This window comes from Rhizobium sp. AC27/96 (genome assembly GCF_001692325.1).
Taxonomy (GTDB): Bacteria; Pseudomonadota; Alphaproteobacteria; order Rhizobiales; family Rhizobiaceae; genus Rhizobium.
Genome location: NZ_LXKN01000058.1, coordinates 284,772 through 307,970, shown reverse-complemented (window position 1 = coordinate 307,970; position 23,199 = coordinate 284,772). Strand labels below are relative to the sequence as shown.

General features: G+C 60.0%; 26 protein-coding genes. 8 read left to right on the top strand and 18 right to left on the bottom strand.

What is annotated here, in order from left to right; translation table 11 throughout:
• Positions 1 to 142: 142 nt before the first annotated feature.
• Positions 143 to 355 (top strand): cold-shock protein, encoded by a 213-nt coding sequence (locus A6U86_RS29240; RefSeq protein WP_004109325.1) that lies wholly within the window; start codon positions 143 to 145, stop codon positions 353 to 355.
• Positions 356 to 628: 273 nt separating this feature from the next.
• Here the strand turns inward: A6U86_RS29240 and dusA are convergent, their stop codons facing one another.
• On the bottom strand, positions 629 to 1,642 hold the full coding sequence (gene dusA, locus A6U86_RS29235) for a tRNA dihydrouridine(20/20a) synthase DusA (protein WP_068398872.1): 1,014 nt from the start codon (positions 1,640 to 1,642) through the stop codon (positions 629 to 631).
• Positions 1,643 to 1,785: 143 nt separating this feature from the next.
• Here dusA and A6U86_RS29230 point away from each other — a divergent pair, with 143 nt between their 5' ends.
• Together A6U86_RS29230 and A6U86_RS29225 are read left to right on the top strand one after the other, a co-directional pair.
• Complete coding sequence (locus tag A6U86_RS29230; RefSeq protein WP_068398871.1) at positions 1,786 to 2,481, top strand: fumarylacetoacetate hydrolase family protein; 696 nt, start codon at positions 1,786 to 1,788, stop codon at positions 2,479 to 2,481.
• Between the two features lie 16 nt (positions 2,482 to 2,497).
• Positions 2,498 to 3,028 (top strand): gamma carbonic anhydrase family protein, encoded by a 531-nt coding sequence (locus A6U86_RS29225; RefSeq protein ID WP_068398866.1) that lies wholly within the window; start codon positions 2,498 to 2,500, stop codon positions 3,026 to 3,028.
• A gap of 42 nt (positions 3,029 to 3,070) precedes the next feature.
• On the opposite strand, the gene A6U86_RS29220 is transcribed toward A6U86_RS29225, so the two are convergent.
• The 3 genes from A6U86_RS29220 to A6U86_RS29210 are packed head-to-tail and all read right to left on the bottom strand — an operon-like array spanning position 3,071 to position 5,167.
• A complete protein-coding gene (locus A6U86_RS29220) occupies positions 3,071 to 3,469 on the bottom strand; it encodes a Fur family transcriptional regulator (protein ID WP_068398865.1) in 399 nt (132 codons plus the stop codon).
• Positions 3,466 to 4,293 carry a zinc ABC transporter permease subunit ZnuB gene (znuB, locus tag A6U86_RS29215; protein ID WP_068398972.1) on the bottom strand — a complete coding sequence of 276 codons (828 nt, stop codon included), beginning with the start codon at positions 4,291 to 4,293 and terminating at the stop codon, positions 3,466 to 3,468. Before znuB ends, A6U86_RS29220 begins: the two co-directional genes overlap by 4 nt.
• Positions 4,286 to 5,167, bottom strand: a complete 882-nt coding sequence (locus A6U86_RS29210) for a metal ABC transporter ATP-binding protein (RefSeq protein ID WP_068398864.1) — start codon at positions 5,165 to 5,167, stop codon at positions 4,286 to 4,288. The genes znuB and A6U86_RS29210 overlap by 8 nt, the downstream gene beginning before the upstream one ends.
• A 100-nt stretch (positions 5,168 to 5,267) precedes the next feature.
• On the opposite strand from A6U86_RS29210, the gene znuA reads away from it, so the two are divergent.
• Together znuA and A6U86_RS29200 are read left to right on the top strand one after the other, a co-directional pair.
• Positions 5,268 to 6,251, top strand: coding sequence for a zinc ABC transporter substrate-binding protein ZnuA (gene znuA, locus A6U86_RS29205; protein WP_068398859.1), 984 nt, complete (start codon positions 5,268 to 5,270; stop codon positions 6,249 to 6,251).
• 82 nt (positions 6,252 to 6,333) lie between these two features.
• Positions 6,334 to 7,539, top strand: a complete 1,206-nt coding sequence (locus A6U86_RS29200) for a GTP-binding protein (protein ID WP_068398856.1) — start codon at positions 6,334 to 6,336, stop codon at positions 7,537 to 7,539.
• 187 nt (positions 7,540 to 7,726) lie between these two features.
• Here A6U86_RS29200 and A6U86_RS29190 read toward each other — a convergent pair whose 3' ends face one another.
• From A6U86_RS29190 to A6U86_RS29125, 14 genes are all read right to left on the bottom strand, one after another.
• Positions 7,727 to 8,449 carry a PAS domain-containing protein gene (locus A6U86_RS29190; protein WP_068398969.1) on the bottom strand — a complete coding sequence of 241 codons (723 nt, stop codon included), beginning with the start codon at positions 8,447 to 8,449 and terminating at the stop codon, positions 7,727 to 7,729.
• 270 nt (positions 8,450 to 8,719) lie between these two features.
• The gene (locus tag A6U86_RS29185; RefSeq protein ID WP_068398966.1) at positions 8,720 to 9,652 is read right to left on the bottom strand and encodes a lipid A biosynthesis lauroyl acyltransferase; all 933 of its coding nucleotides are present in this window, start codon (positions 9,650 to 9,652) and stop codon (positions 8,720 to 8,722) included.
• Between the two features lie 5 nt (positions 9,653 to 9,657).
• Positions 9,658 to 10,686, bottom strand: a complete 1,029-nt coding sequence (locus tag A6U86_RS29180; RefSeq protein WP_068398853.1) for a zinc-binding dehydrogenase — start codon at positions 10,684 to 10,686, stop codon at positions 9,658 to 9,660.
• A gap of 53 nt (positions 10,687 to 10,739) precedes the next feature.
• Positions 10,740 to 12,026, bottom strand: a complete 1,287-nt coding sequence (locus A6U86_RS29175; RefSeq protein ID WP_068398850.1) for a beta-ketoacyl-ACP synthase — start codon at positions 12,024 to 12,026, stop codon at positions 10,740 to 10,742.
• 14 nt (positions 12,027 to 12,040) lie between these two features.
• The gene (locus A6U86_RS29170; RefSeq protein WP_068398847.1) at positions 12,041 to 13,246 is read right to left on the bottom strand and encodes a beta-ketoacyl-ACP synthase; all 1,206 of its coding nucleotides are present in this window, start codon (positions 13,244 to 13,246) and stop codon (positions 12,041 to 12,043) included.
• A 42-nt stretch (positions 13,247 to 13,288) separates the two neighbouring features.
• A complete protein-coding gene (locus A6U86_RS29165; RefSeq protein WP_068398844.1) occupies positions 13,289 to 13,762 on the bottom strand; it encodes a 3-hydroxyacyl-ACP dehydratase FabZ family protein in 474 nt (157 codons plus the stop codon).
• 123 nt (positions 13,763 to 13,885) lie between these two features.
• Positions 13,886 to 14,164 (bottom strand): acyl carrier protein, encoded by a 279-nt coding sequence (locus A6U86_RS29160; protein ID WP_034477251.1) that lies wholly within the window; start codon positions 14,162 to 14,164, stop codon positions 13,886 to 13,888.
• 225 nt (positions 14,165 to 14,389) lie between these two features.
• A complete protein-coding gene (locus tag A6U86_RS29155; RefSeq protein WP_068398841.1) occupies positions 14,390 to 14,818 on the bottom strand; it encodes a L,D-transpeptidase in 429 nt (142 codons plus the stop codon).
• Positions 14,819 to 14,939: 121 nt separating this feature from the next.
• On the bottom strand, positions 14,940 to 15,920 hold the full coding sequence (gene cbiB, locus A6U86_RS29150; protein ID WP_068398834.1) for an adenosylcobinamide-phosphate synthase CbiB: 981 nt from the start codon (positions 15,918 to 15,920) through the stop codon (positions 14,940 to 14,942).
• Positions 15,921 to 16,008: 88 nt separating this feature from the next.
• A complete protein-coding gene (cobD, locus tag A6U86_RS29145) occupies positions 16,009 to 17,028 on the bottom strand; it encodes a threonine-phosphate decarboxylase CobD (RefSeq protein ID WP_068398831.1) in 1,020 nt (339 codons plus the stop codon).
• Entirely contained in the window at positions 17,025 to 18,332 is a 1,308-nt protein-coding gene (locus tag A6U86_RS29140) for a cobyrinate a,c-diamide synthase (RefSeq protein ID WP_068398828.1), read from the bottom strand. The genes cobD and A6U86_RS29140 overlap by 4 nt, the downstream gene beginning before the upstream one ends.
• Complete coding sequence (cobA, locus tag A6U86_RS29135) at positions 18,329 to 19,177, bottom strand: uroporphyrinogen-III C-methyltransferase (protein ID WP_068398824.1); 849 nt, start codon at positions 19,175 to 19,177, stop codon at positions 18,329 to 18,331. The genes A6U86_RS29140 and cobA overlap by 4 nt, the downstream gene beginning before the upstream one ends.
• Positions 19,178 to 19,470: 293 nt before the next feature.
• Positions 19,471 to 20,430, bottom strand: coding sequence for a nucleoside hydrolase (locus tag A6U86_RS29130; RefSeq protein ID WP_068398821.1), 960 nt, complete (start codon positions 20,428 to 20,430; stop codon positions 19,471 to 19,473).
• Between the two features lie 162 nt (positions 20,431 to 20,592).
• Entirely contained in the window at positions 20,593 to 20,997 is a 405-nt protein-coding gene (locus A6U86_RS29125; RefSeq protein ID WP_068398818.1) for a cobalamin biosynthesis protein, read from the bottom strand.
• 149 nt (positions 20,998 to 21,146) lie between these two features.
• On the opposite strand from A6U86_RS29125, the gene A6U86_RS29120 reads away from it, so the two are divergent.
• From A6U86_RS29120 to A6U86_RS29110, 3 genes are all read left to right on the top strand, one after another.
• Complete coding sequence (locus tag A6U86_RS29120) at positions 21,147 to 21,932, top strand: TSUP family transporter (RefSeq protein ID WP_068398814.1); 786 nt, start codon at positions 21,147 to 21,149, stop codon at positions 21,930 to 21,932.
• Between the two features lie 101 nt (positions 21,933 to 22,033).
• Entirely contained in the window at positions 22,034 to 22,399 is a 366-nt protein-coding gene (locus tag A6U86_RS29115) for a nuclear transport factor 2 family protein (protein WP_068398811.1), read from the top strand.
• A complete protein-coding gene (locus A6U86_RS29110) occupies positions 22,396 to 23,199 on the top strand; it encodes a helix-turn-helix domain-containing protein (protein WP_068398807.1) in 804 nt (267 codons plus the stop codon). The genes A6U86_RS29115 and A6U86_RS29110 overlap by 4 nt, the downstream gene beginning before the upstream one ends.

Here is a 23,199-nt window from a genome sequence, read left to right as displayed (position 1 = left end):
AGATGTGTATAAGAGACAGTCTCTGGCCCGCGCAGACGTTCTTTCCCCGTACGTGACTTCTCGACTGGCTTTCGCATGTCGCGGGAGCAAAGCCGTCCGGGTTACCGGATAAACTAAGACTGATGGGTAAAGGACTATCCCCATGGCCACCAAGGGCACCGTAAAATTCTTCAACCAGGACAAGGGTTTTGGTTTCATCACTCCTGACGGCGGCGCGAAGGACGTTTTCGTCCACATCTCCGCTCTTCAGGCTTCTGGCATCCAGTCGCTGCGCGAAGGCCAGCAGGTCACCTTCGACACCGAGCCGGATCGTATGGGCAAGGGCCCGAAGGCTGTCAACATCCAGGCTAACTAAGCCTTTTGTGATTGCCTGATCAAGGTTTTCGACGGCGCGGTGCAAACCGCGCCGTTTTTCGTTTACCGAAACCAGGCCTGCAGCTTCGGGGCCACCCTCGCCCTTCGAGGCTCCGGCTTCCAGCCTCCGCACCTCAGGGTGAGGTTGGAGTCAACCTTGCCCCGCTGTTAAAGGTCACTTTCTGGTCAAACCCGGTCGAGATCAATCAGTCCTCATGGTGAGGAGGCCTAAAAGGCCGTCTCGAACCACGAGGGCGGGTTGGGATCACTCCCCTCACGCACTCACGCGTTCGCCCTCGCCGGCAAAATCCACCGCAGCGAATGCAGCCGCGATCACCTCCGGCCCGGCCCCCGGCTTGTTGGCGTCGGTGGACAGGATCTGTCGGTAGCGGCGCGCGCCAGCCAGGCCGGTGAACAGGCCGACCATGTGGCGGGCGACATGATGCAGGCGGCCGCCATTGGCAATATGACGCTCCGCATAAGCCATCATACGGTCGCGCAAATCGTTCCAGTCGGCCACCGTGGCGGGATCGCCGTAGAAGCGGTGGTCGACGTCGGCAAGGATCGCAGCATTCTGATAGGCGGCGCGGCCGAGCATGACACCATCGACATGGGCAAGATGGGCCTCGGCCTGGTCCAGCGTCTGAATGCCGCCATTGATGCCGATGAAGACATCAGGCCAACGCTGCTTCATGCGGTAGACGATATCATAGTCGAGCGGCGGGATTTCGCGGTTTTCCTTCGGCGACAGGCCTTTCAGCCAGGCCTTGCGCGCATGGATCCAGATCGCGTCCGCGCCGGCAGCGAGCACGCGTGTGATCAGTTCCGGCAGCGCCTCTTCCGGCTCCTGCTCATCGACGCCGATGCGGCATTTCACCGTGACCGGCGCCTTCGATACCGCCTTCATGGCCGCAATGCAGGATGCTACCGTCTCCGGCGTCAGCATCAGGCAGGCGCCAAACGTACCCGATTGTACGCGATCCGACGGGCAACCGACATTGAGGTTGATCTCGTCATAATGATAGGCTTCGGCGATCCGCAGCGCCTCGGAAAGCTTCGCCGGGTCGGAACCGCCAAGCTGCAGCGCGACGGGAGGCTCGCTCACATCATGCCCCAGCAGCCTGTCGCGAGGACCATGGATGATCGCATCGGCCACAACCATCTCAGTATAGAGCAGCGCATGCCGGCTGATCTGCCGATGCAGATATCTGCAATGGCGATCAGTCCAATCGATCATCGGGGCTACCGCAAAGATCTTGCGGCCGTTTTTCAGCGCGTCACTATACATGGGATACCTTTCTGCCCCGCGCTCTACACCAAAAGCTTTCGAAAGGCCAGTTTTCCCGGCAGCGACAATGATGCTAGGTTCGCTAACGGAGTCGGGAGGCAACACGCCTTTCCGAGATAGATTGAGAGTTTCGAAAAGCCGCCATGAACGCCCCGCTCACCACAGTCATTCCAGTACCTGCCCCTGTCCTGCTGCCGATCGAGGGTGAAGCCAGCCTCTTTCCGGTCCGCCGTGTCTATTGCGTCGGCCGCAACTATGCCGACCACGCCATCGAAATGGGGCATGATCCGAGCCGCGAACCGCCCTTTTTCTTCCAGAAGAACCCGGACAATCTCGATACATCGGGCGACTTCCCCTACCCCTCGCTCTCTTCGGACGTGCATCACGAAGTGGAGCTTGTGGTCGCGCTGCGCAGCGGCGGCGCGGATATCCCGGTCGAGCAGGCGCTCGACTGCGTCTATGGCTACGGCGTCGGCATCGATTTCACCCGCCGCGACCTGCAGGGCGAAGCCAAGAAGCTCGGCCGCCCCTGGGAGATCGGCAAGGCTTTCGAACATTCCGCGCCGGTTTCCGCACTAGTACCGGCCACCCGCGTCGGCCATCCCGACAAGGGCGGCATCTGGCTGATGCGCAATGGCGAAGCGGCCCAGAGAGGCGATCTCTCCCAGATGATCTGGAAGGTGCCGGAAATCATCGCCGAACTGTCCAAGCTGTTCACGCTGGCGCCGGGCGATATCATCATGACGGGAACACCCGCCGGCGTCGGCCCCGTTGCGCGCGGCGACAAGATCAGCTGCGCCGTCGATGGCGTCGCGACGCTGGTACTGAACGTCGTCTGATCGAGGAGGATCGACCATGCCGCTCTACGCTCTTGCAGGCCATGCGCCGAAAACACCCGGTCCGGGCCGATACTGGATCGCGCCGGATGCAAGCGTGATCGGCAAGGTCGAGATCGGCGAGGATGTCGGCATCTGGTTCGGCGCGGTGCTGCGCGGCGACAATGAGCCGATCGTCGTCGGCAGGGAGACGAATATCCAGGAAGGCACGATGGTGCACACCGACCCTGCCTTCCCCACCACCATTGGCGAAGGCTGCACCATCGGCCACCACGCCATCATCCATGGCTGCACCATCGGCAACAATTCGCTTGTTGGGATGGGTGCGACGATCCTGAACGGCGCGAAGATCGGCAATAATTGCCTCGTCGGCGCCAATGCACTTGTCACCGAAGGCAAGGAATTTCCGGACGGATCATTGATCGTCGGCGCGCCGGCGAGAGCGATCCGCACGCTGGACGAGGCGGCGATCGAGGGCCTGCGCCGTTCCGCCCGCAACTACGTCACCAACTGGCAGCGCTTTGCGCGGGATCTTAAGAGGTTAGATTAGAAATATCTTATAAATAACTGACGAAACGCCATTGTTGCGAGTTCAAGCAGTGCAATTCGCGCAATGTCCGCGAATTTCGATGGTTGACTTCTCTGCCTTGAATTTCTGCGACTTCAGCCAATCCATCAGGCGGTGATCCACCTCATGGTCATGGAATTCCATCACCTGGCCGCAGCTCTCGCAGATGGCGAAGGCGACGAGGCCATGGCTATGGCAATCTTCATGCGGATGCGCGCATGCGACGAAGGAATTGATACTCTCAAGACGGTGCACAACGCCATATTCCAGCAGCTTGTCCAGCGCGCGATAGACCTGCAGCGGCGCGCGAAAACCCTGGTCGCGCAGCTTGTCGAGAATGGTGTAGGCGCTGAGCGGCGCTTCCGCCCTGGTCAGAATATCGAAGACGAGCGACTGGTTCTTGGTAAGCATCGGAGTGGTCATGATGACTGTCCTCTCTGTTGTGCCGCCGGCGCAACGCCCCTGCGAACCAGGGGCAGTAGACTGAAGATAAACAGAATGAGTGCCGCAACCACGATCGACGGACCGGACGGCGTGTCGTAGCGCAGCGAACCGAACAGCCCGCCGACGACGGCGACCGCACCGAGCAGCGAAGCAAAGATCGCCATCGTCTCAGGCGTCGCGGCGAACCGGCGCGCGGTGGCAGCGGGGATGATCAGCAGCGCGGTGATCAGCAGGATGCCGACGATCTTCATGGCGATGGCGATGACGACGGCCATCAGCAGCATGAAGATCAGCTTTGCGCGCTCGGGCCGCAATCCCTCGGCCTCGGCCAGCTCCGGATTGACGGTCGAGGCCAGCAGCGGCCGCCACAGCCAGGCGATTGCCGCCAGCACGAAGATGCCGCCGCCCCAGATCACCAGAATATCGGACTGGCTGACAGCGAGGATGTCGCCGAACAGGAAGGCGATAAGATCAATCCTCACCCAGCTCATGAAGGCGACGATGACGAGGCCGATTGCCAGGGTCGCATGCGAGAGGATGCCGAGCAGCGCATCGGCCGACAATGCTTGGCGCCGCTGCAGGAACAGCAGCAGGATCGAAACGAGCGCCGCGACCGCAAAGACGGAGAGCGTGAGGTTAAGCTGGAAAAGCAACGACAGCGCCACGCCGAGCAGCGCCGAATGCGAGATCGTATCACCGAAATAGGCCATGCGCCGCCAGATGATGAAGCAGCCGAGTGGTCCGGTGGTCAAAGCCAGCCCGACGCCGGCGAAAATGGCACGCAGGAAGAAATCGTCAAACATGGCGCTCTCCCTCGGCATGATCATGATGATGATCACCGTGGTCATGGTGATGGTCACCGTGATCATCGTGATGATGGCCGTCGCCTGCATGGCAATGATCGGTAATGGAGCCATCGGCGTGCTGCACGCGGCCATCGGGCAAATGCGTGTGGTCGTGATGGTGGCTGTAGATCGCCAGCGATTGAGCTGCCCTTGTGCCGAACAGCTTGACATATTCCGGGCTCTGGCTGACCGCCTGCGGCGTGCCGCGGCAGCAAACATGGCCATTCAGGCAGACGACGGTGTCTGTCTCAGCCATGACGACATGCAGATCATGCGAAATCAGCAGGATGCCGCACCCTTCAGAATTACGGATCGACTTGATAAGATCGTACAGCGCGATCTCACCATTGAAATCGACCCCTTGCACGGGTTCGTCGAGGACGAGCAGATCGGGTTTGCGGGCGATGGCGCGTGCCAAGAGAGCCCGCTGGAATTCACCGCCGGACAGATGCTGCACCTCGGCCTTGGCCAGATGCGCAATGCCGACTGCCTCCAGTGCCGCGCGCAATTCGCTGTCGGGCAATGGTCCCGTCAACGTCATCAGGCGCTGCACGCTGAGCGGCAAGGTCCAGTCGATCGCAAGCTTCTGCGGGACATAGCCGACCTTCAAGCCCGCGATCCGATCGACCCGGCCCTCATTCGGCTTCAGTACGCCGATCGCCGCCTTGGCACTGGTGGATTTGCCGGAGCCGTTCGGCCCGATGAGGGTGACGATTTCACCGCGGCTGACGGAAAAATCGACGCCGCGCACCAGCCAGCGGCCAGCGCGACGGACGCCGACATCATGGAGCGACACCAGGGGCCGGCTCTTGCTATCGATGGAAGAGAGCATGAAATTTCCAACTGCGCTATTGCGCCCTGCTATCGCACACGTTATAGCATAACGCAATTGATGTAATAACATAACAGACCCATTCAAGGGCATTTCTCGCATGAACGCAGCAAAAGCTTTCCTCCCTCTGGCTGTCTCCGCATTGTTTTCCGGCCTGCTTGCCTGCACCGCCGCGACCGCAGCAGATGCGCCAAAGGTTGTCGTCTCCATCAAGCCGATCCACTCGCTTGTCGCCGCCATCATGCAAGGCGTTGGCACACCGGATCTGATTGTCGACGGTGCCGCCTCGCCGCATACCTATGCGCTAAAGCCTTCCAATGCCCGCAGCCTCCAGCAGGCGCAGGTGATCTTCTGGGTCGGCCCCGGCATGGAAGCCTTTCTTGAGAAGCCGCTCACCTCTCTTGGCTCCAATGCCACCGTCGTCGAACTCGACAAGGCGCCCGGTATCACCAAGCTGAAGTTCCGCGAAGGCGGCGCCTTCGAGCCGCATGATGACGGCGACGAGCCAGCCGCCGGCGAAAATCACGCGCACGCCCATGGTGATCACGACCACGATCACGGCGAATTCGACACCCATCTCTGGCTCGATCCGCACAATGCCAAGGCGATGGTGACCGAGATCACCACCTCGCTTGTTGCCGCCGATCCCGCCAACGCCCTGACCTATGAAGCGAACCAGAAGACGCTGAATGACAAGCTGGATGCGCTCGACGCCGAAATCGCCTCGACGGTAGCGCCGGTGAAGGACAAGCCCTTTATCGTCTTCCACGATGCCTATCAGTATTTTGAGAATCGCTACGGCGTGCGTGTTTCGGGCTCCATCACGGTAAGCCCGGAAAGCATTCCCGGCGCGCAGCGCGTCTCCGAAATTCACAGCAAGGTTGCCGATCTTGGCGCCACCTGCGTTTTCGCCGAGCCGCAATTCGAGCCGAAGCTCATCAATGTGGTGCTGGAAGGCACATCCGCGAAATCGGGCGTTCTCGATCCCGAAGCAGCAACACTGCCGCAAGGGCCGGATCTCTATTTCGATTTGATGCGTGGCATCGCAAGTTCTCTGAAGTCCTGCCTCTCTGCGCAGGGCTGACTATCGCCGGAAGAAGCGAGCCAGATGCTCGCTTTTTTTCAAAACACTATATGTAATGATATTACATTACAAAGAGGTTGCCATGAACAAGAAGCTCCCGGTCACCGTCCTCTCCGGTTTCCTCGGCGCCGGCAAGACGACGCTGCTCAATCACATTCTCAACAATCGCCAGGGCCTGCGCGTTGCCGTCATCGTCAACGACATGAGCGAGGTGAATATTGACGCCGCACTGGTGCGCGATGGCGGCGCCAATCTCTCGCGCACGGAAGAACAGCTCGTTGAAATGACCAATGGCTGCATCTGTTGCACGCTGCGTGACGACCTGTTGAAAGAGGTTCGTCAACTCGCCGAGCAGGATCGCTTCGACTATCTGCTGATCGAATCGACTGGCATCGCCGAGCCCCTGCCCGTCGCCACAACCTTCGAATTCCGTGACGAGGATGGAAGCAGCCTCTCCGACATTGCCCGGCTCGACACCATGGTCACGGTGGTTGACGCCGCCAACCTGCTGGCGGACTATGGCTCGACAGATTTCCTCGCCGATCGTGGTGAAACCGCGGGCGACGGCGACAACAGGACCATCGTCGACCTTCTGGTCGAGCAGATCGAATTCGCCGATGTCGTCATCCTCAACAAGGTCGGCTCCGCCACCGCCGAACAGCGAGATGCCGCCCGCAAGATCATCGTCGGTCTCAATCCCGATGCACGTCTGATCGAAGCCGATTTCGGTGCGGTGAAGCCGGTCGAGCTTCTCGGAACGGGCCGTTTCGATATCGATCGCGCCGAAACGCATCCGCTCTGGTACAAGGAATTGCACGGCTTCAAGGATCACGTTCCCGAAACCGAGGAATATGGCATACGCTCCTTCGTCTATCGCGCGAAGAAACCGTTCGATCCTACGAAATTTCAAGCCTTTCTCAATCGCCCCTGGCCGGGTGTCGTTCGCGCCAAGGGTTTCTTCTGGCTTGCTACGCGCCCTTATTATGTCGGTGAAATGAGTCAGGCGGGAGCACTTGTCCGCACGAGCAAGATGGGCCTGTGGTGGGCTGCCGTGCCGCAAGACCAGTGGCCGCGCGATCCCTCATTCAAGCGTGCCCTCGCGCCGTATCTCGATACGATCTGGGGCGATCGCCGTCAGGAGCTGGTGTTTATCGGTGCCGATCCCATGAGCGAAGAGCAGATCGTCGCGGAACTCGACGCCTGCCTCGTCAAGGCGGACCGCTTTACGCCCGAACGCTGGCGAAACCTGCCCGATCCTTTCGTGAGCTGGAACGGCCCAACGGCATGAAAACGCCGAGAGTGATCAGATTTCGCTGCTATTGCATCGAATGCAGCGACGACGGCTCGGCAATGGAGCGTGTTCCGCAAGCTACCGTTGCGGAGCCCGATCGAGATCAAGTCGACAAGGAACAATCGAATCCGCACTCAACGGCGGATTCGATTGAAAAAATTCTGTTTGGGGCCTGAACGCGAGTTCAGGCCACCAGCATATTGGCTGGAACGACACTTACCTCGTGCACGACAAGCAACGCGCCGATGATTTCCGCCTTGGCGCGTAGCGGCGTCATGCTGCAATGGAAGACCTTGTCGGCCTCGACCGGACGATGGGACGGATAGAGGCATTCTACCTTTTCGCCCGCAAAGCAGGCATCAAGCTTCTTCTTCACACTGTCTTCGAATTGTTCGGAACCCACGAATTCCGATATATGTCGTCCGACCAGCTCTATCGGCTTCGACTTCAGAAACTCCGAATTCGCCGCATTGCTGTAGAGATACCGATAATCGCGCGTAACCACGGCGACCCGATCCGGCAGGCTGTTGAGAATGACGTCGTTCAGGACGCTGCCCTCATCAAAGCCGAACAGATCGTCACGGTCTTCTCTATTGGCCGAAAATGCCACCAGAACATCGGTCGCCGACTCACTTGCGCCGCCGAAATAGCGATCGATCAACACCGACAGCGATGCTGAATTGCGCATGACGCGCGAACGGTCATCCGATTCTTCCCGGATGAGATTGTTCAGAAATTGTAGCTGCATGTAAATTTCAAGCAGACTCATGGCTTTATAAGCCAAAATAGCCGCGATAAGTGGCTCTAATTCGCTATCGAGTGAAGCTACAAGCTCGTCGTCGCCAAGTTTTATCGCACGCTGAATCTGATTACATTTCATGGAGAAGGCATGAAAGAGTGCCAGCAAATTGCCCTCCTGTCCCTGACCATAGTCAAACACCGAGGCCTCGATTCCCGGCGTTACCATGCCCAAGGATATTCAGTCTGGTGTCCGCATTCTCACCAGACTTTCTGTCATGTGAATTAACATGACTTATAACCCGTTTCAATCGGGTTGAGTGGAAGTTCGCCGGAAAGGAGAACTTTCTGAAATGAAAGGCTTACCGGGAACAATGACTGCATGGAGACTGGATCGAGACGGCGCTTATGTCCTCAGGCTGCGGATCGCAAGCAAGACCTAGAAAACGGTCTTCTTGATATTCCACCGATCATGATACCAGAGCCACTGCTCCGGATGCTCCCTGACCCAGCTTTCAACCTTGTCGTTCAACATTTGCGCCGTTGCGGTCAAATCGAGACCGCCCAGCTCGTTGCGGGGCATTTCCAGCCTCGGTTCGATCTCGAGCCTGTAGCGATTGCCAGGCAAGCGGATGCAGCGAGCCGGATAGACCTCGCAGTTGAACTGGCGCACGAGCTTCGGCAGAAGCGGATTGGTCTTCACGTCCCGGCCGAAGAACAGGGTTTTCAATCCCTTGCGGAATTTCTGGTCGACCAGCACCCCGACACCACGCCCTGCCTCGAGCTCCCTGGCCAGCGCGAAAGACGACCCCGCATGCGATGGCACGAGATTGCCCATGCGCTTTGCGCGGAAGTCGAAGACCTTCTTGGCGACATAGGGATTGTTCGGCGGTCGAAAGAGCACCGTCACCGTCAGACCGAAGGCCGCGCCCGCCACAGGCAGCAGCTCGAAATTGCCGGTATGGCCGGTAAAGACAATGAATGGCCGCGGGTTGTCTCTCAGATCGAGAAAGATCGGTATGCCCGAAACCTCGACGCGGCCGGGCTTGCCACTATTCGGATCGAAGTCGAAAAGCCGATCGAGAAAGACATATTCCGCCGCCAGCCGCCCCATGTTTCCCCAGCTTGCGAGCGCAATCTCCTCGATCTCGGCCTCGCTCTTCTCGGGGAAGGCATTGCGCAGATTGGTCAGCATCAGCTGGTGCCGCCGCATGCGTGGGCCGATCTTGCGGGTCAGCCAATCGGCAAAATTGATCCCGCCGTCAGCGGGAAACAGTTTCAGAAAATTGAGAAAGCCGAAGATGACCTGCGCCACCAGCCACTGCCGGAAATTCCTAAGCCCAAGAACGATCCGGGTGATGAAAAGCTTCACGCGGCTCAATCCATCTTCAGGATGATCTTGCCGAAGATCTGGCGCGATTCCATGCGCTCCAATGCCCGGTCGATGTCACTGAAGCTCACCTCGGTGTCGATCACGGGATGAACGAGGCCACGTGCCATCTTCTGCATGGCGTTCGCCATGTTCTCCATGCGGCAGCCGAAGGAGCCGAACAGCTTCAACTGCTGCTGAAACAGCATCATCAGGTTCATTTCGGCCGAGACGCCCGATGTCGAACCACAGGTGACCAGACGGCCGCCGCGCTTCATGCACAGCATCGAACCGGCCCAGGTATCCTTGCCGACATGTTCGAAGACGACATCGACGCCCTTTTTCTTCGTCAGCTTGCGCACAACGCCTTCAAAGCGGTCGGTGCGATAATTGATGACGTGATCGGCGCCGAGAGCCTTGGCTTTCTCGATCTTGTCGTCCGAGCCGACCGTGGTGATGACCGTGCAGCCGATTTTCTTGGCGAGCTGGATGGCCGCCGTGCCGATGCCCGAGCCGCCGGCATGAACGAGGATCGTTTCGCCGGGCTCAAGCTTGGCATTGTCGAACAGCATGTGCTCGACGGTACCGAAGGTGACAGGCGCAAGCGCTGCGCCGATCGCATCGACGCCGGGAGGTGCCGGAACGAGCAAGCGAGCCGGCAGATTGACTTTCTCCTGCGCAAAGCCATCGAGGTGGAAGCCATGCACACCGCTGACATGTTCGCAGAGATTGTCGCGACCCTCGCGGCAATGGCGGCAAAGGCCGCAGGTCTGCGCGCCATAGATCGACACGAGCTGCCCCGGCAGGACGTTGGCGACACCCGGTCCGATCGCCTCGACCACGCCAGAGGCCTCCGCGCCGATCACCAGCGGCATCTTGCGCTTGGCAAAGGCCATGCCGCGCCAGCCCCAGACATCGATATGGTTGAGCGCGACGGCCTTGACGCGCAGCGTCACCTCGCCCGCGCCAGGCGCTTCAGGCTCCGGCAGATCGGTGATCTCAAGTTTGCGGTCGTCGATCAGTTGCAAAGCACGCATGGCAAAGTCCTTCGCCCCTCGGGCGCATTATTATTTATTCTTCGAACGTCCGATTAAGCCGGTTCAAGCGCCATGACAAGGCTGGCGTTCTGACCGCCGAACCCGAAGGAGTTCGAAAGGACGGCATTCACCTGCTTTTCACGCTTCTTGTTCGGCACCACGTCCAGAACGATCGACGGATCGGGGTTGTTGTAGTTGATCGTCGGCGGCAGCGTACCGGTCAGCATCGTCTGCAGCGAGAACACAGCCTCGACCGCGCCTGCCGCCGTCAGCGTATGGCCGATCATCGACTTGTTGGACGAGACGGGGATGGTCGGAAGCCGCTCGCCAAAGACGGCGGACATGGCGCCATATTCCATCTTGTCGTTTTCCGGCGTCGACGTGCCGTGAGCATTGATGTAGCCGATATCACTTTCGTCCATACCGGCATCCGCCAGTGCTGCACGAATGGTGGCGATCGCCGGGCCGCCATCGGGCGAAGAACGGGTGCGATGGAAGGAATCAGCCTTGTCGCCGGCGCCCTTCATGATGCCGAGAATCTTGGCGCCGCGAGCAATCGCTGATTCAAGCGATTCCAGCACCAGCGTCGCCGCACCTTCGGCGATGACGAAACCGTCGCGATCCTTGCTGAACGGCTTGGAAGCCTTGGTCGGCGGGTCGTTCTGGGTCGAGAGAGCCGACAGCAGCGAGAAGCGGATCAGCGCCTCGGCGCTGAGCGAACCATCGGTCGCCACCACCAGCGCCCGCGCCGTACGGCCCTGACGGATCGCCTCGATGCCGAGCTGGATGGCTGTCACGCCGGATGCACAGGCGGTCGACAATGTTACCGGCAGGCCGCGCGTGCCGAAACGATCGGCAAGACGCTCGGAAATGGCCCCGAACAGCGCCGCCTCGTGGAAAACCGGGTCCGGACGCTGGCGCATGGCGGCCAGGAAACGCTCATAGGCATCGCCCTCGTGATCCGCCGGCGGCGAACGATCGGCAAGCTCGAAGCGGGCATTCCACTCCGGCTCGATGGGCGGCGCAGCGAGAAACAGCGGCGCATCGAAATCACCCGATATGCCGGCCTGAGCCAGGGCCTCTATGGTCGTCTCGCGCGCAAAGGCGAAGGAGCGTTCGACGGCATTCGGCGAGGGAATATCGATGAAATCCACCGTGCCGGCGATGCGTGTGGAAAGCCCATCAGTCGGAAAGCGCGTGATATTGTGGATGCCGGACGTGCCGGATGAAAGCGCGTTCCAATTGTCCTGCAGGCCCTGGCCGAGCGAGGTGATGATACCCATCCCGGTAACGGCAACGATCGGACGTCCGAGATGATCCTTATAGGCGGATGCGGTCATGATCCTGTTCCCTACTACGCTTCAGCGGAAAGTACGGCGATGCCTTCGCCGCGTACATGGCCGACGGTCGTTACGACGGCATTACGCGCGCCTGCGGCCATCGGCTTTTCATAGGAGGCATCGAAGGGGGGCACCTTGGCCCCATTGGCCAGGGCAAGTGCTGCAAAAGCGATCCCGAGCGGAAACTGGCTTTCCAGCCCGTGGCCGGAAATGCCGGAATAGGCGCGAATAGCCGAGGCCGGAAGCTGGGCTTCCAGGACAGCCTTTTCACGCTCTGCAAGATCGTGGATCGCCGTCGTACCGGAAAAGACGACAGTCGTTGCATCCGGAACCTGCTTGGCGGGCGCAAGCATGCGCTCCAGCCGCGCTTTGAATTTACCATCGTCGCGCCGGCCGCGATCACCTTCGACCGAGTCGATGGTTGCATAGATTCGTGCTCCGCGGCCTTCCGCATGGGCGCGCGATTCAAGCACGATGAAAGCGCTCAGCGAGCCCATGATCATGCCGCCGCCGTCTTCCGGCTTGCGCGACCAGAGCGGATGCCAGTCGCCGATGGCATGCGCATTGATCGACTCGATCAACAGGATCATGTCCAGACGTTCGGCCGAAAACGCACCGCCGACCAGTGCATGGCTCGATTCACCCGACTTGATGCGATGGAAGGCGGTCTCGATGGCGGAAACGCCCGCGGCCTCCTCACCCATGAAGGTGCGCGAGGAGCCCGTGACCTTGTGGACGATCGAGATATTGCCGGCCAAAAGGTTCGAAAGCTGCGCCAGGAACAGCGTCGGCCGCAGCTCGGTCGTCAGCTTCTCGTTCAGCAGCAGTTCGCGATCGTTGCGCTTCAGCCCTTCATTGACGATCAACGTGTCGACATTCGTATCACGCTCACCACCACCGGCCGCGACGATCATGTCCATGCTGCCGCAGGCTTCCAGATCATCCTTGAAACCGGCATCGTCGAGCGCCAGACCGGCGGTGAAGACGCCGATGCGCTGCCAGTTTTCCATCTGGCGCTGGTCGCCACGCTTGGGGATCTGCTGCGACCAGTCGATCTCGGGCAGCGGATGGACCGGATATGGCTTGAACTTTTCGGTCTCGACGATGGTCGGCGGCGCCTTGTCCGCGGTCAGCAGTGCGACATGCGCATCCTTGCCGACACCCTGACAGGTGACGATGCCGACACCCGTGATCACCACATCATTCTGAGCCTTGCTCATTCATCAATCCTCTTCGAATGCGGCACCCGCAAGCCGGCGGCGTCAACCGTTGGCGGCGATGGCGTCGAGAAGCCCGACCTCGCCTGCCCGCTTACGCACGATATCGGCGAGCGGCACCTCATTAAACGGCATGGTGCGCAGCTTCAACTGCGCATCGCAGATCTTCTTTCCGGCAATGGTGATGCGTGCCTTGGTCACCGCGAAACCGGAACCATCGTGCTCCAGCTCGGCTTCGATATCCAGCTCCGCCTCCGGCTCGACGAAGGTGCGCATCTTCGCGCCATCGACCGACATCAGGAACGGCATATAGGTAAACTTCGTGGCGGCAAGCACCAGCATGCCCGAGGCCTGCGCCATGGTTTCGATGAGGAGAACACCGGGAACCAGTGGCATGCCGGGAAAATGGCCTTCGAAAACCGGGCTTTTCGCCGGAACGACGGAATGCGCCTTCAACAGACCCTTGGACAGATCAACCGACTCGACCTTGTCGATCATCTGGAAATATTCCAGCAGCATCAACGCCTCCGCTCCGACCCGACAGCGCACGATGCTACGGGCGGGATACGCTATTTAAGAATGAAACCGCCCGGCCGCCATATTCAGGGGCGGCTGGGCGGCAAAAAAATGCAAGGATGTTGCTCAGCCCTTGGCGGCGCGCAATTCATCGATCTTAGCGCAGAGATTCTTCAGCACGAAGTACTCTTCGGTCGAAACCTTGCCTTCGTTGACTTCCTGCGTCCACTGCTCGAGCGGGATCTTGATGCCGAATTCCTTGTCGATGGCGAACACGATGTCCAGGAAGTCGAGGCTGTCGATGCCGAGATCGTCGATCGTGTGGCTTTCCGGAGTGATCGTAGCCCGGTCGATTTCGCTGGTCTCAGCGATGATGTCGGCAACTTTGTCAAATGTAGCAGTCACTGCCCATACCTCTTGAAATAATAATTCAATCCCCCTCATAGGGAAATCCATTCCAAAAGCCAATGGTTTCCACCAGAAACCCCGGCAATTTGGCAGGTGACTGTTGCGCAAACAGCAAAACCGCGCTCACACCACAAGTAAGGAGATCGTAGCCGACATGCGTGCAAGCTGCGGCGGCATTGTGGCATGCCGGCATTTGCTGCGAAACTTGTGCGAGCGAGACCGTTACTCGCTGATGATGATGCGCGTGTTGTGAAGCCCTACATCCGACGCCATCGAGAAGAAGGTTGCGGCATTGCGCGTCTCCAGCCGCACGCAGCCATGCGACGCCGGCCTGCCAAGCTGCCTTACCTCGTAAGTGCCGTGGATCGCGTAGCCGCCATTGAAGAACACCGCATAGGGCATGGGCGCATCGTCATATTTCTTCGAACGATGATCCCTGGAAAGCCATTTCGCCGTATAGGCGCCGACCGGCGTCACATAACCTCTGCGCGCTGTCGATACTTTCCAACGATACTTGAAAACACCGTCTTCCGAGACCGTCATTGTTTGCGAACGAAGATCGACTGTGGCAAGAACGGTTCCTGCATTAGCCGATCCAGCGTGCAATTGCGTAGACAGACATGCAATGGCAGCCATCATTACATATTTCATCTTATCCCCTCCGACCGTTTGCTTCTTCCTGAAGCAATTCAGACGATGGGAGATCTTAGCACAATGTGAATTATACCACATTAATACATATAGTGATAAATCTGTTAATGATGCGGGCCGCTCAAAGCAGCAGCAGGAAGCCCAAAAACGCGAGAAACGTCAGCATCGAGCATGCCGAATAGAAGATCGAAATCCCCGCCTCTATATCGCTGACGGTGGCGGTGTCGCGACCGGCGCCATTGATCATCGGTTCGCGCACAAGCTCGCCGCCATAGATCCGCGGCCCTGCGAGTTGGATATCCAGGGCTCCCGCCATCGCCGCTTCCGGCCTGCCGGAATTCGGGGACCGATGCAGCCCGCCATCCCTCACCGCGACGCGGATGGCATTTCCAAGCGCCGAAATCCCGCGCTTGGCGAGCGCACCGACGGCGATCAGCAGGATCGACAGCCGCGCGGCCGGCCAGTTTGCGATATCGTCCAGCCGGGCGGCAGCGCGCCCGAAGTCGATATAGGTTTCGGATTTATGGCCGATCATCGAATCAGCCGTATTGAGCATCTTGTAGAAAAACAGGCCCGGAAGGCCGAAAATGCCGTACCAGAGCGCCGGCGCCACGACGCCATCGGAAAAGTTTTCGGCAAGGCTTTCGATCGCCGCGCGGCAGACGCCGGGTTCATCCAGCGTTTCGGGATCGCGACCGACGATGCGCGACACGGCAAGGCGACCGCCTTCAAGGCCATTGGTCCGCAGTGCCTGCGACACCTCGCCGACGTGATCTGCCAGGCTCTTCTGCGCCAGGAACACCGCGACAAGCGCCGCTTCGACCAGGATGCCGAGCCAGCCGAAGAAGGCGAGCAGCCCATGCACCGCCCAGCCGGCAATAGCAGCTCCCATCAGCAAGGCGACGATAGACATGATGCCGTTGCGACGGCGAAGCACGCCGGACAACTCCTTTGAATTGAACCGCCGATCGAAGGAAGAAATCGCCTTGCCGAACAGCACCACGGGATGCGGGAAGCGCTGCCACAGCCAGTCGGGATCGCCAACGATGCGATCCAGCAGCAGTGCAAGGACAAGAATAAGTAAATGTTCGTCGGCGCTCATGTCGAATAATCCTCAAGAGCATGATGCCGAAAAGTGTGAGCAGTTTTCGGACGACATCATGCTCTACTTATTTGTTTCTGGAGCGGATTCAGATTTTAGGTCGAACAGACCTAAAATCATCCGACTCCAGTGCCCCGGCGAGTCTGCGATCCGCCTCTTCATCCGGAGCAAGGCCGAAGCGCAGCCAATGAGGCGCATAATCGAACTTGCGGACCAGAATATGGTGGCGGCAGAGATGCGTATATATGCCCTCGGCACGCTCGTCCGCAACAAGCGCGAATAATGCCGTGCCTCCTGAAACAGGCAAATGTGATTGACGGAGAACCGTCTCCAGCCCGCGATGTCGTTGCAAAATGCGGGCACGGATGCCGCTGGTGTCGCGCTCCATCAGCGATGACGCGATCGACAGCGCCGGGCCTGACACCGCCCAGGGGCCGAGCCAATCCTCGAAACGAGCCATGATAGAGGGTCCGGCAATCACAAAGCCGAGCCGCAGGCCGGCCAGACCGAAGAACTTGCCGAAGGAGCGGAAGACGATGAGGCCAGGCATGGAGCCGGCATAAGGTGCGATGCTCGCCGCCGGCTCGACATCGCCGAAGGCCTCATCAACAAGCAGAATGCCGCCTTGCCTGTGTTGCCTGTCATGCAGATCCCGCAATTGATCGAGCGACAACATCCGCCCGTCCGGATTGTTGGGATTGACGACGACCACAAGCCCACCATCCGCAGTCAGATCGGCAACTCCGGAAACCTGACGCACCTTCAGGCCTGCGAGCGTGAAAGCCCGGGCATATTCGCCATAGGTCGGCGAGAAAATGGCGACGCTGCCGCCCGGCACCAGCCTGGGAAGCAACTGGATGACGGATTGCGTACCGGGAACCGGCAAGGGCGAAATATCGCCGCTGCGGTAATATCCCCTCGCCGCCTCGCGCGCCCGCTCCTGCAAATGCTGGTCCGGTAACCGATGCCAGGCCGAGACAGGCACTTCCGGCAAGGAAACCGGATTGGGATTGATGCCGGTCGACAAATCGAGCCAATCTTCCGGCCGTCCACCATATTGACGCGCCGCCGCAGTGATGCCGCCGCCATGGACGATCCTGTTGGTCATTCAGGCTCCCCGGCGAGATCGATCAGATGCATATAAGAACCCGCGACATTGGCGCGCTGCAGGCCTGCCGTGCCGAGATCCGCGCCGAGTGCATCCTTGACCGCAAACAGGCGGTCCGCCTCGCCTTCCGAAACGATCGTCGAATAGTGAAATTCATGGGCCGTCATCGGCTTGTCGAAAAAGGAGCCGGCAAGAGGCGTCAAGCGCCGGTAGCCCAGATGGCGCTGCCGCTTCTCGTAGCTCGTCACAACTGGCAGGAGGTCGAGCATCGCGTGGCGTGCGCCTGCGGCATCCACCAAGCCTTCGCCAAGCACCATATAGCCGCCGCACTCACCATAGATGCGCGCCCCGCGCGCTGCCGCGTCTCTCACTCCCGCAAGAAAATTATGGGCGCTCGCAAGTTTGCCTGCATGCAGCTCGGGATAGCCGCCAGGCAGATAGACGGCGTCCGCATCTGCTGCCGGCGCCTCGTCTGCCAAAGGGGAAAAGAAGGAAATCTCCGCGCCGCGCCGCCGCCAGCCGAGCAGCATATGCTCGTAGCAAAACGCAAACGCGATATCGCGCGCCACCGCGATACGCTGCCCGAGTGGCATCAGCCGCGCGATATTGGCGGCCGACGGGTGCACGACATTCTGCTGGGCCGCCCGCAGCAACAGCTCGAAATTGCATGCCTTCGACACGATGCCGGCCGCGGACTCGATAAATTGCTCCAGCGCGGCGTGCTCTCCGGCCTGCACAAGCCCGAGATGCCTTTCAGGCAATGTAAGGCTCTTGTCACTGCCCATGACGGCGAGAATGGGCATCCGCACGGCGTCGAGCGCTCGGCGCAGCATCGCCTCATGTCGCTCGCTCGCAACCCGATTCAGCACAACGCCGGCGATACGAATATCCGCGCGGAAATTGGCAAAACCGCTGACAACAGCCGCCACCGAATGTGACATGCGCGAGACATCGATAACCAGCACGACGGGAAGGCTCAGCAAGGCCGCAAGATCGGCCGGCGTGCCGGAACCGTCAGCAGCGCCATCGAACAGGCCCATCATGCCCTCTATGACGAGCATCCGGCCACCGGCGCGATGAAGCGCCGAGTTGGCGGATATAAGCTCCGGGCGCATCGCCCAGGGATCGAAATTGAGACAGGGCGAGCCAGCCGCTGCCGCGTGAAAGGCGGGATCGATGTAATCGGGACCGGCCTTGCCGGATGCAACGGCTATGCCTCTCTGTCGCAACGCCCTCAAGAGGCCAAGCGTAAACGTTGTCTTGCCGGAGCCCGATGCCGGTGCGGCAATCAAGAGGCCACTCATGCCGACTCCTTGCGCCCGGCTGCAGCCCGCCCCTCTGTTGCCGGCAGAAGCTTGCGCCCGGAAAGAGCGCCGAGCCAATCGAGCGACGGGCGCAGCTTTACGACGTCACCGACGACAACGATCGCAGGCGGCTCCAGGCCGGAGGTCTCGATATCAGCCGTCGCGCGCCCAAGCGTCGTTTCCAGCACCTGCTGCGAAGAGGTGGCGGCGTTGCAGACGAAAGCGACAGGCTCATCCGCAGAACGGCCAGCAGCAATGAGATTCGCGGTAATCTGGCCGATATGCTTCATCGCCATATACATGACGATGACGGGCGATCCCTTGCCGATCGCCTCCCAGTCGATGGCATCAGGCACAACGCCGGACGAATCATGGCCGGTCAGGAACGTAACAGCATGATTGACGTCGCGATGGGTGACCGGAATGCCGGCATAGGCAAGCCCGCCGATGCCGGCCGTGATGCCGGGTACGATTCGGAAGGGAATACCGTGCTCCACGAGCATCAGCGCTTCCTCGCCGCCCCGCCCGAAAACAAATGGGTCCCCGCCCTTCAGGCGCAGAACACGCTTGCCGGCGCGCGCCAGTTCCACCAGCCGCAGCGAAATATCCCGCTGCTTGGCTGAAGGCTTGCCGCCGCGCTTGCCGGCATATTCCAGCACGGCTCCCGGCCGCGCGAGCTTGAGGCAATCCTCGTTCACCAATGCGTCGTGTACGATGATATCCGCCTCGGCCAGTCCCTTAGCGGCCAGCAGAGTCAACAGGCCTGCATCTCCTGGCCCGGCGCCGACCAGCCAGACGGAGCCCGGCTCAAGCACCGGCAGATTGGAAAATGCAGTGTCATTCATCTCATTTGTCCTATGCCCGCATGGCCGAAATTGCAACGTTGAGAACGGGATAAGACGACGCGAACCTGGCATCCGTTCCCTCGCCAACACTACGCAATAGAAGCCTTCGGCATGAGCGATAGCACGCTATGGGCTTTTCCAACGGCGACAGGACATGGAAACCTATGCCAATCAAGCGAGCGGCTTTGCGGACTCAATATGTCCGAAAACTCAAATAACCATATGATAACTCGCCGGAATGGCTGTGCAATGGAGCCAGCGAAGGGGACGCGATCGCCCCCTCCTTATCTGCGTTAGTGCTTTACCTTGCCCAGGATCACATCACGGATAAGGTCGATGACCTGCTCCGAGCGAATGCCCGTGCAGGCGATCTGGCTCGGCAGATTGTCCCAATCACCCGGCGGAAAGTGGCGGCCGTCCTGCTTGATGATCGTCTGACCATCGGCGATGCCGCCGCAGACAACGCGGATTGAGCCGTTGATCGTGTCGAACAGCTCCGGCGCCACGACATAGACGCAGGCGCAGCTGTCGTGAACCATCATGCCGTCTTCGACCGCATGCTTGTAGAAATCGATGTAGGATTGCGACAGATCCGACAGCAGCTGCACGGACGGGCCGCCGGCCTTTGCCATATCGGCCAGATAGCTACGGCTCATGGTCGTGATCGACGTGACGTCGAGACCGACAACGACCACCTTCCACGGTGCCGTCATGACGAAATCGGCAGCTTCCGGATCGCCATGAATATTCGCCTCGGCCACGGGACTGACATTGCCCGGCACGTAGAAGTTGCCGCCCATGATCACGACATCTTTTACAAGCGAGGCGATTTCGGGATCGTGCTTCAGGGCCAAGGCAAGATTGGTCATGCGACCGACGGCGACCAGCGTCACCTCGCCCGGATTGGCGCGGACAGTATCGATAATGAACTGATAGGCAGGTCGCGGATCGGCCGGCAAGTCGATGGTGTCGGGCACTTCGATATCACCGAGGCCATTATGGCCATGAACCATCGTCGGCCATGCACGTTCCTGTCGCGAAGGATCGAACGTGACGCTGGCGCCGCGGGCGACCGGGCACGGAATATTCCACTCGCGCTTGAGGAATAGTGCGTTGCGGGTCGTCGTATCCACCGAGGCGTTGCCGAAAACCGTCGTTACGCCGAGAAGGTCGATATCCGGGTGACGGTGCAGAAAGAGAAGCGCCATGGCGTCGTCAACGCCCGGATCCGTATCGTAAATGACCTTATGCATGATTTTTCCTTACCAATATACTGATTAAGCTTGATCTTCCGGAAATCTCCTCCCGTCGCGGATCAGGCTTGAACTACCGGAATACACGAGAACCACGGCCGGCGAAATGCTGCCACTATGTCGCATAGGACAATTGTGCGGCGGGAACCGCGATTTCAGTCTTCACCCGATCCTGGCGATCGCAGCCGTGGCGAAATCCGACTTGATTTTGGGAAGAACAAGCTCCGCATCGGCACCGGCGGCCGCCAATGCAGCGGCCTCGGCGACGCCATGGCAGCCGACAAGGGAAAAGACGATCTCGGATGGATTCTTCAAGCGCGGCGTCTCCCGCTCCAGCGCGGCAGCCTTGAAAAAACGCACCGGCAAGCGAAAATGCGTGGCGACCTCAAGGATGGCAGGCTCATCCATCCGCGTATCAATGGATACGACAGCAAGCAGCTTGTTGCTCCCGATTCCCACCTCCTGCATGGCTCGCTCCGCCAGCAAGCGCACATCGTTCCAGTCCGTGCCGCTTTCACAGCCAAGGCCAAGAATATAGCGGCGGGTGGAATTGGCATATGTCGTCATATTCGCTCCCAGCTGCGATAACCGATATCGCAGATGTAGCCCACCCTTTCCCGAGCCGTCAATTTCGTCTGGTGTGTCCCGCAGGCAATTGCCTTAAAGCCATCGAAGTGCAAGAAGGCGCGCTAATCTCCCGCCTCAGAGTTCCCGCCTTGCAAGACATTACACTCCAGATCCTGCTTCTGCTCTTTGCTGCCGCCTTCTTTGCCGGTTTTGTCGATTCCATCGCAGGCGGCGGCGGGCTGGTCACGGTACCTGCCATGCTTTTGGCCGGTATTCCGCCGCTGCAGACGCTCGGCACCAACAAGGTGCAGTCGATCTGCGGCGCCGCCTCGGCGACTATCGCCTATGCCCGGCAGGGGCATGTGCAGCTTCGCGAACAGCTGCCGATGGCGCTGATGGCCGTGATCGGCGGCATGCTTGGAGCGATGCTGGCAACGATCATGCCAAGCTACGTTCTGCGTGTCATCCTCCCTTTCCTGCTGATCGCCATCGCGCTCTACTTCGCCATCAAGCCCAACCTCGGCGATGTTGAAAAACATCGGCGCATGAGCGCGGGGCTTTTCGGCGTAACGCTCGTGCCGCTGATCGGCTTTTACGACGGCGCATTCGGACCCGCAACCGGCTCGTTCCTGATGCTGGCCTTCGTCACGCTCGCCGGCTTCGGCCTGCTGAAGGCGACAGCGCATACGAAGCTGCTCAATTTCGGCTCGAATCTGGGCAGCCTTATCGTCTTCATCTTCTCCGGTGCCATTCTTTGGAAAGTCGGGCTGACGATGGGGCTCGGCCAGTTCCTCGGCGCCCAGGTCGGCTCGCGGCTCGCCATGCGCATCGGCGCGAAGCTGATTAAGCCGCTGCTGGTCGTCGTCTGCATCGCCTTTGCGGTGAAGCTGCTGGCCGATCCCACTCATCCCGTAAGAATCTGGCTCGGACTGTAAGATCAGAGCCTTTGATTACCTTCGACGTAATTGATAGTGCTTCGGTACGCGCCGATGATCGCCCTGCCTGAACGGTTCAGGCGATCCAAAGGAGTTGACCGATGACCGATGCTACCACCATTGCCGACCGCTATATCGCCATCTGGAACGAGGCGGACACGGACCGCCGGCGTGCCCTCATCGCTCAGGCATGGACCGAGAACTGCAGCTATGTCGATCCGATGATGCGGGCCGACGACCGCGAGCAAATCCATGCGCTGGTCACGGCGGCACATGAGCGCTTCCCCGGCTTCCGCTTCACCTTGATCACCGATGGCGACCGCCATGGCGACAATCTGCGCTTCTCCTGGGGCTTTGGCCCTGTTGATGCCGAGCCGCTGATCAAGGGTACGGATTTCGCCATACTCGAGGGTGACCGCCTGAAATCCGTTCACGGTTTCATCGACCAGCCGCCGGTGGCCGCATGATAGCGACAGCCCGCTCTCTCGGCGACCATCTGCGCGAATGGCGGCAACGCCGCCGTTTGAGCCAGCTGGAATTCGCCCTTGAAGCCGATATATCGCAACGACATCTCAGCTTCATCGAGAGCGGGCGCTCGCTTCCCAGTCGCGAGATGCTGATGCATCTCGCCGAACGGCTCGGCGTTCCCTTGCGCGAGCGCAATCCCATGCTTCTGGCGGCGGGATTTGCACCGGTCTTTCCCGAACGCAAGCTGGACGATCCTGCCCTTGCGCCGGCCAGACGTGCCATCGACATGATACTGAAAGGCCATGAGCCGTTCCCGGCTCTGGCGATCGACCGGCACTGGACGCTTATCGCTGCCAATGCCGCAGTCGCACCCCTGCTTGCCGGCATCGCCGATGTCTCGCTGACCACCGCGCCGATAAATGTCCTGCGGCTCAGCCTGCATCCGGATGGGCTTGCGCCTCAGATCGTCAATCTGCCGGAATGGCGCAACCATCTGCTGGAGCGCCTGCGCCAGCAGATATCAGCGACAGGCGACCCCGTCCTTGCAAGGTTGCTGCAAGAGCTTTCGGCCTATCCCGCGCCACCCATGCAGAAAGCGGGCTCCCTCGACCGGGATTTCGCCGGCATCGCGGTGCCGCTGGAACTCCTCACCGAAGCGGGCCGCCTCTCCTTCATCTCTACAACCACCATCTTCGGGACACCGGTCGATGTGACACTATCGGAGCTGGCGATCGAGTCCTTCTACCCTGCGGACACTGAGACCGCCGAACTGCTGAAGACGATGATCCCTGGCAGCTAG

Excerpts from the sequence above, each read along its gene's own strand:
- dusA (WP_068398872.1), bottom strand. The coding sequence starts at position 1,642 with ATGTATAGTGACGCGCTGAAAAACGGCCGCAAGATCTTTGCGGTAGCC.
- A6U86_RS29115 (WP_068398811.1), top strand. The coding sequence starts at position 22,034 with ATGACCGATGCTACCACCATTGCCGACCGCTATATCGCCATCTGGAAC.
- cobD (WP_068398831.1), bottom strand. The coding sequence starts at position 17,028 with ATGACCAACAGGATCGTCCATGGCGGCGGCATCACTGCGGCGGCGCGT.
- A6U86_RS29225 (WP_068398866.1), top strand. The coding sequence starts at position 2,498 with ATGCCGCTCTACGCTCTTGCAGGCCATGCGCCGAAAACACCCGGTCCG.
- A6U86_RS29230 (WP_068398871.1), top strand. The coding sequence starts at position 1,786 with ATGAACGCCCCGCTCACCACAGTCATTCCAGTACCTGCCCCTGTCCTG.
- A6U86_RS29240 (WP_004109325.1), top strand. The coding sequence starts at position 143 with ATGGCCACCAAGGGCACCGTAAAATTCTTCAACCAGGACAAGGGTTTT.
- znuA (WP_068398859.1), top strand. The coding sequence starts at position 5,268 with ATGAACGCAGCAAAAGCTTTCCTCCCTCTGGCTGTCTCCGCATTGTTT.
- A6U86_RS29155 (WP_068398841.1), bottom strand. The coding sequence starts at position 14,818 with ATGAAATATGTAATGATGGCTGCCATTGCATGTCTGTCTACGCAATTG.
- A6U86_RS29175 (WP_068398850.1), bottom strand. The coding sequence starts at position 12,026 with ATGACCGCATCCGCCTATAAGGATCATCTCGGACGTCCGATCGTTGCC.
- cbiB (WP_068398834.1), bottom strand. The coding sequence starts at position 15,920 with ATGAGCGCCGACGAACATTTACTTATTCTTGTCCTTGCACTGCTGCTG.
- A6U86_RS29220 (WP_068398865.1), bottom strand. The coding sequence starts at position 3,469 with ATGACCACTCCGATGCTTACCAAGAACCAGTCGCTCGTCTTCGATATT.
- A6U86_RS29130 (WP_068398821.1), bottom strand. The coding sequence starts at position 20,430 with ATGCATAAGGTCATTTACGATACGGATCCGGGCGTTGACGACGCCATG.
- cobA (WP_068398824.1), bottom strand. The coding sequence starts at position 19,177 with ATGAATGACACTGCATTTTCCAATCTGCCGGTGCTTGAGCCGGGCTCC.
- A6U86_RS29210 (WP_068398864.1), bottom strand. The coding sequence starts at position 5,167 with ATGCTCTCTTCCATCGATAGCAAGAGCCGGCCCCTGGTGTCGCTCCAT.
- A6U86_RS29180 (WP_068398853.1), bottom strand. The coding sequence starts at position 10,686 with ATGCGTGCTTTGCAACTGATCGACGACCGCAAACTTGAGATCACCGAT.
- A6U86_RS29125 (WP_068398818.1), bottom strand. The coding sequence starts at position 20,997 with ATGACGACATATGCCAATTCCACCCGCCGCTATATTCTTGGCCTTGGC.
- A6U86_RS29170 (WP_068398847.1), bottom strand. The coding sequence starts at position 13,246 with ATGAGCAAGGCTCAGAATGATGTGGTGATCACGGGTGTCGGCATCGTC.
- znuB (WP_068398972.1), bottom strand. The coding sequence starts at position 4,293 with ATGTTTGACGATTTCTTCCTGCGTGCCATTTTCGCCGGCGTCGGGCTG.
- A6U86_RS29140 (WP_068398828.1), bottom strand. The coding sequence starts at position 18,332 with ATGAGTGGCCTCTTGATTGCCGCACCGGCATCGGGCTCCGGCAAGACA.
- A6U86_RS29200 (WP_068398856.1), top strand. The coding sequence starts at position 6,334 with ATGAACAAGAAGCTCCCGGTCACCGTCCTCTCCGGTTTCCTCGGCGCC.
- A6U86_RS29110 (WP_068398807.1), top strand. The coding sequence starts at position 22,396 with ATGATAGCGACAGCCCGCTCTCTCGGCGACCATCTGCGCGAATGGCGG.
- A6U86_RS29165 (WP_068398844.1), bottom strand. The coding sequence starts at position 13,762 with ATGCTGCTGGAATATTTCCAGATGATCGACAAGGTCGAGTCGGTTGAT.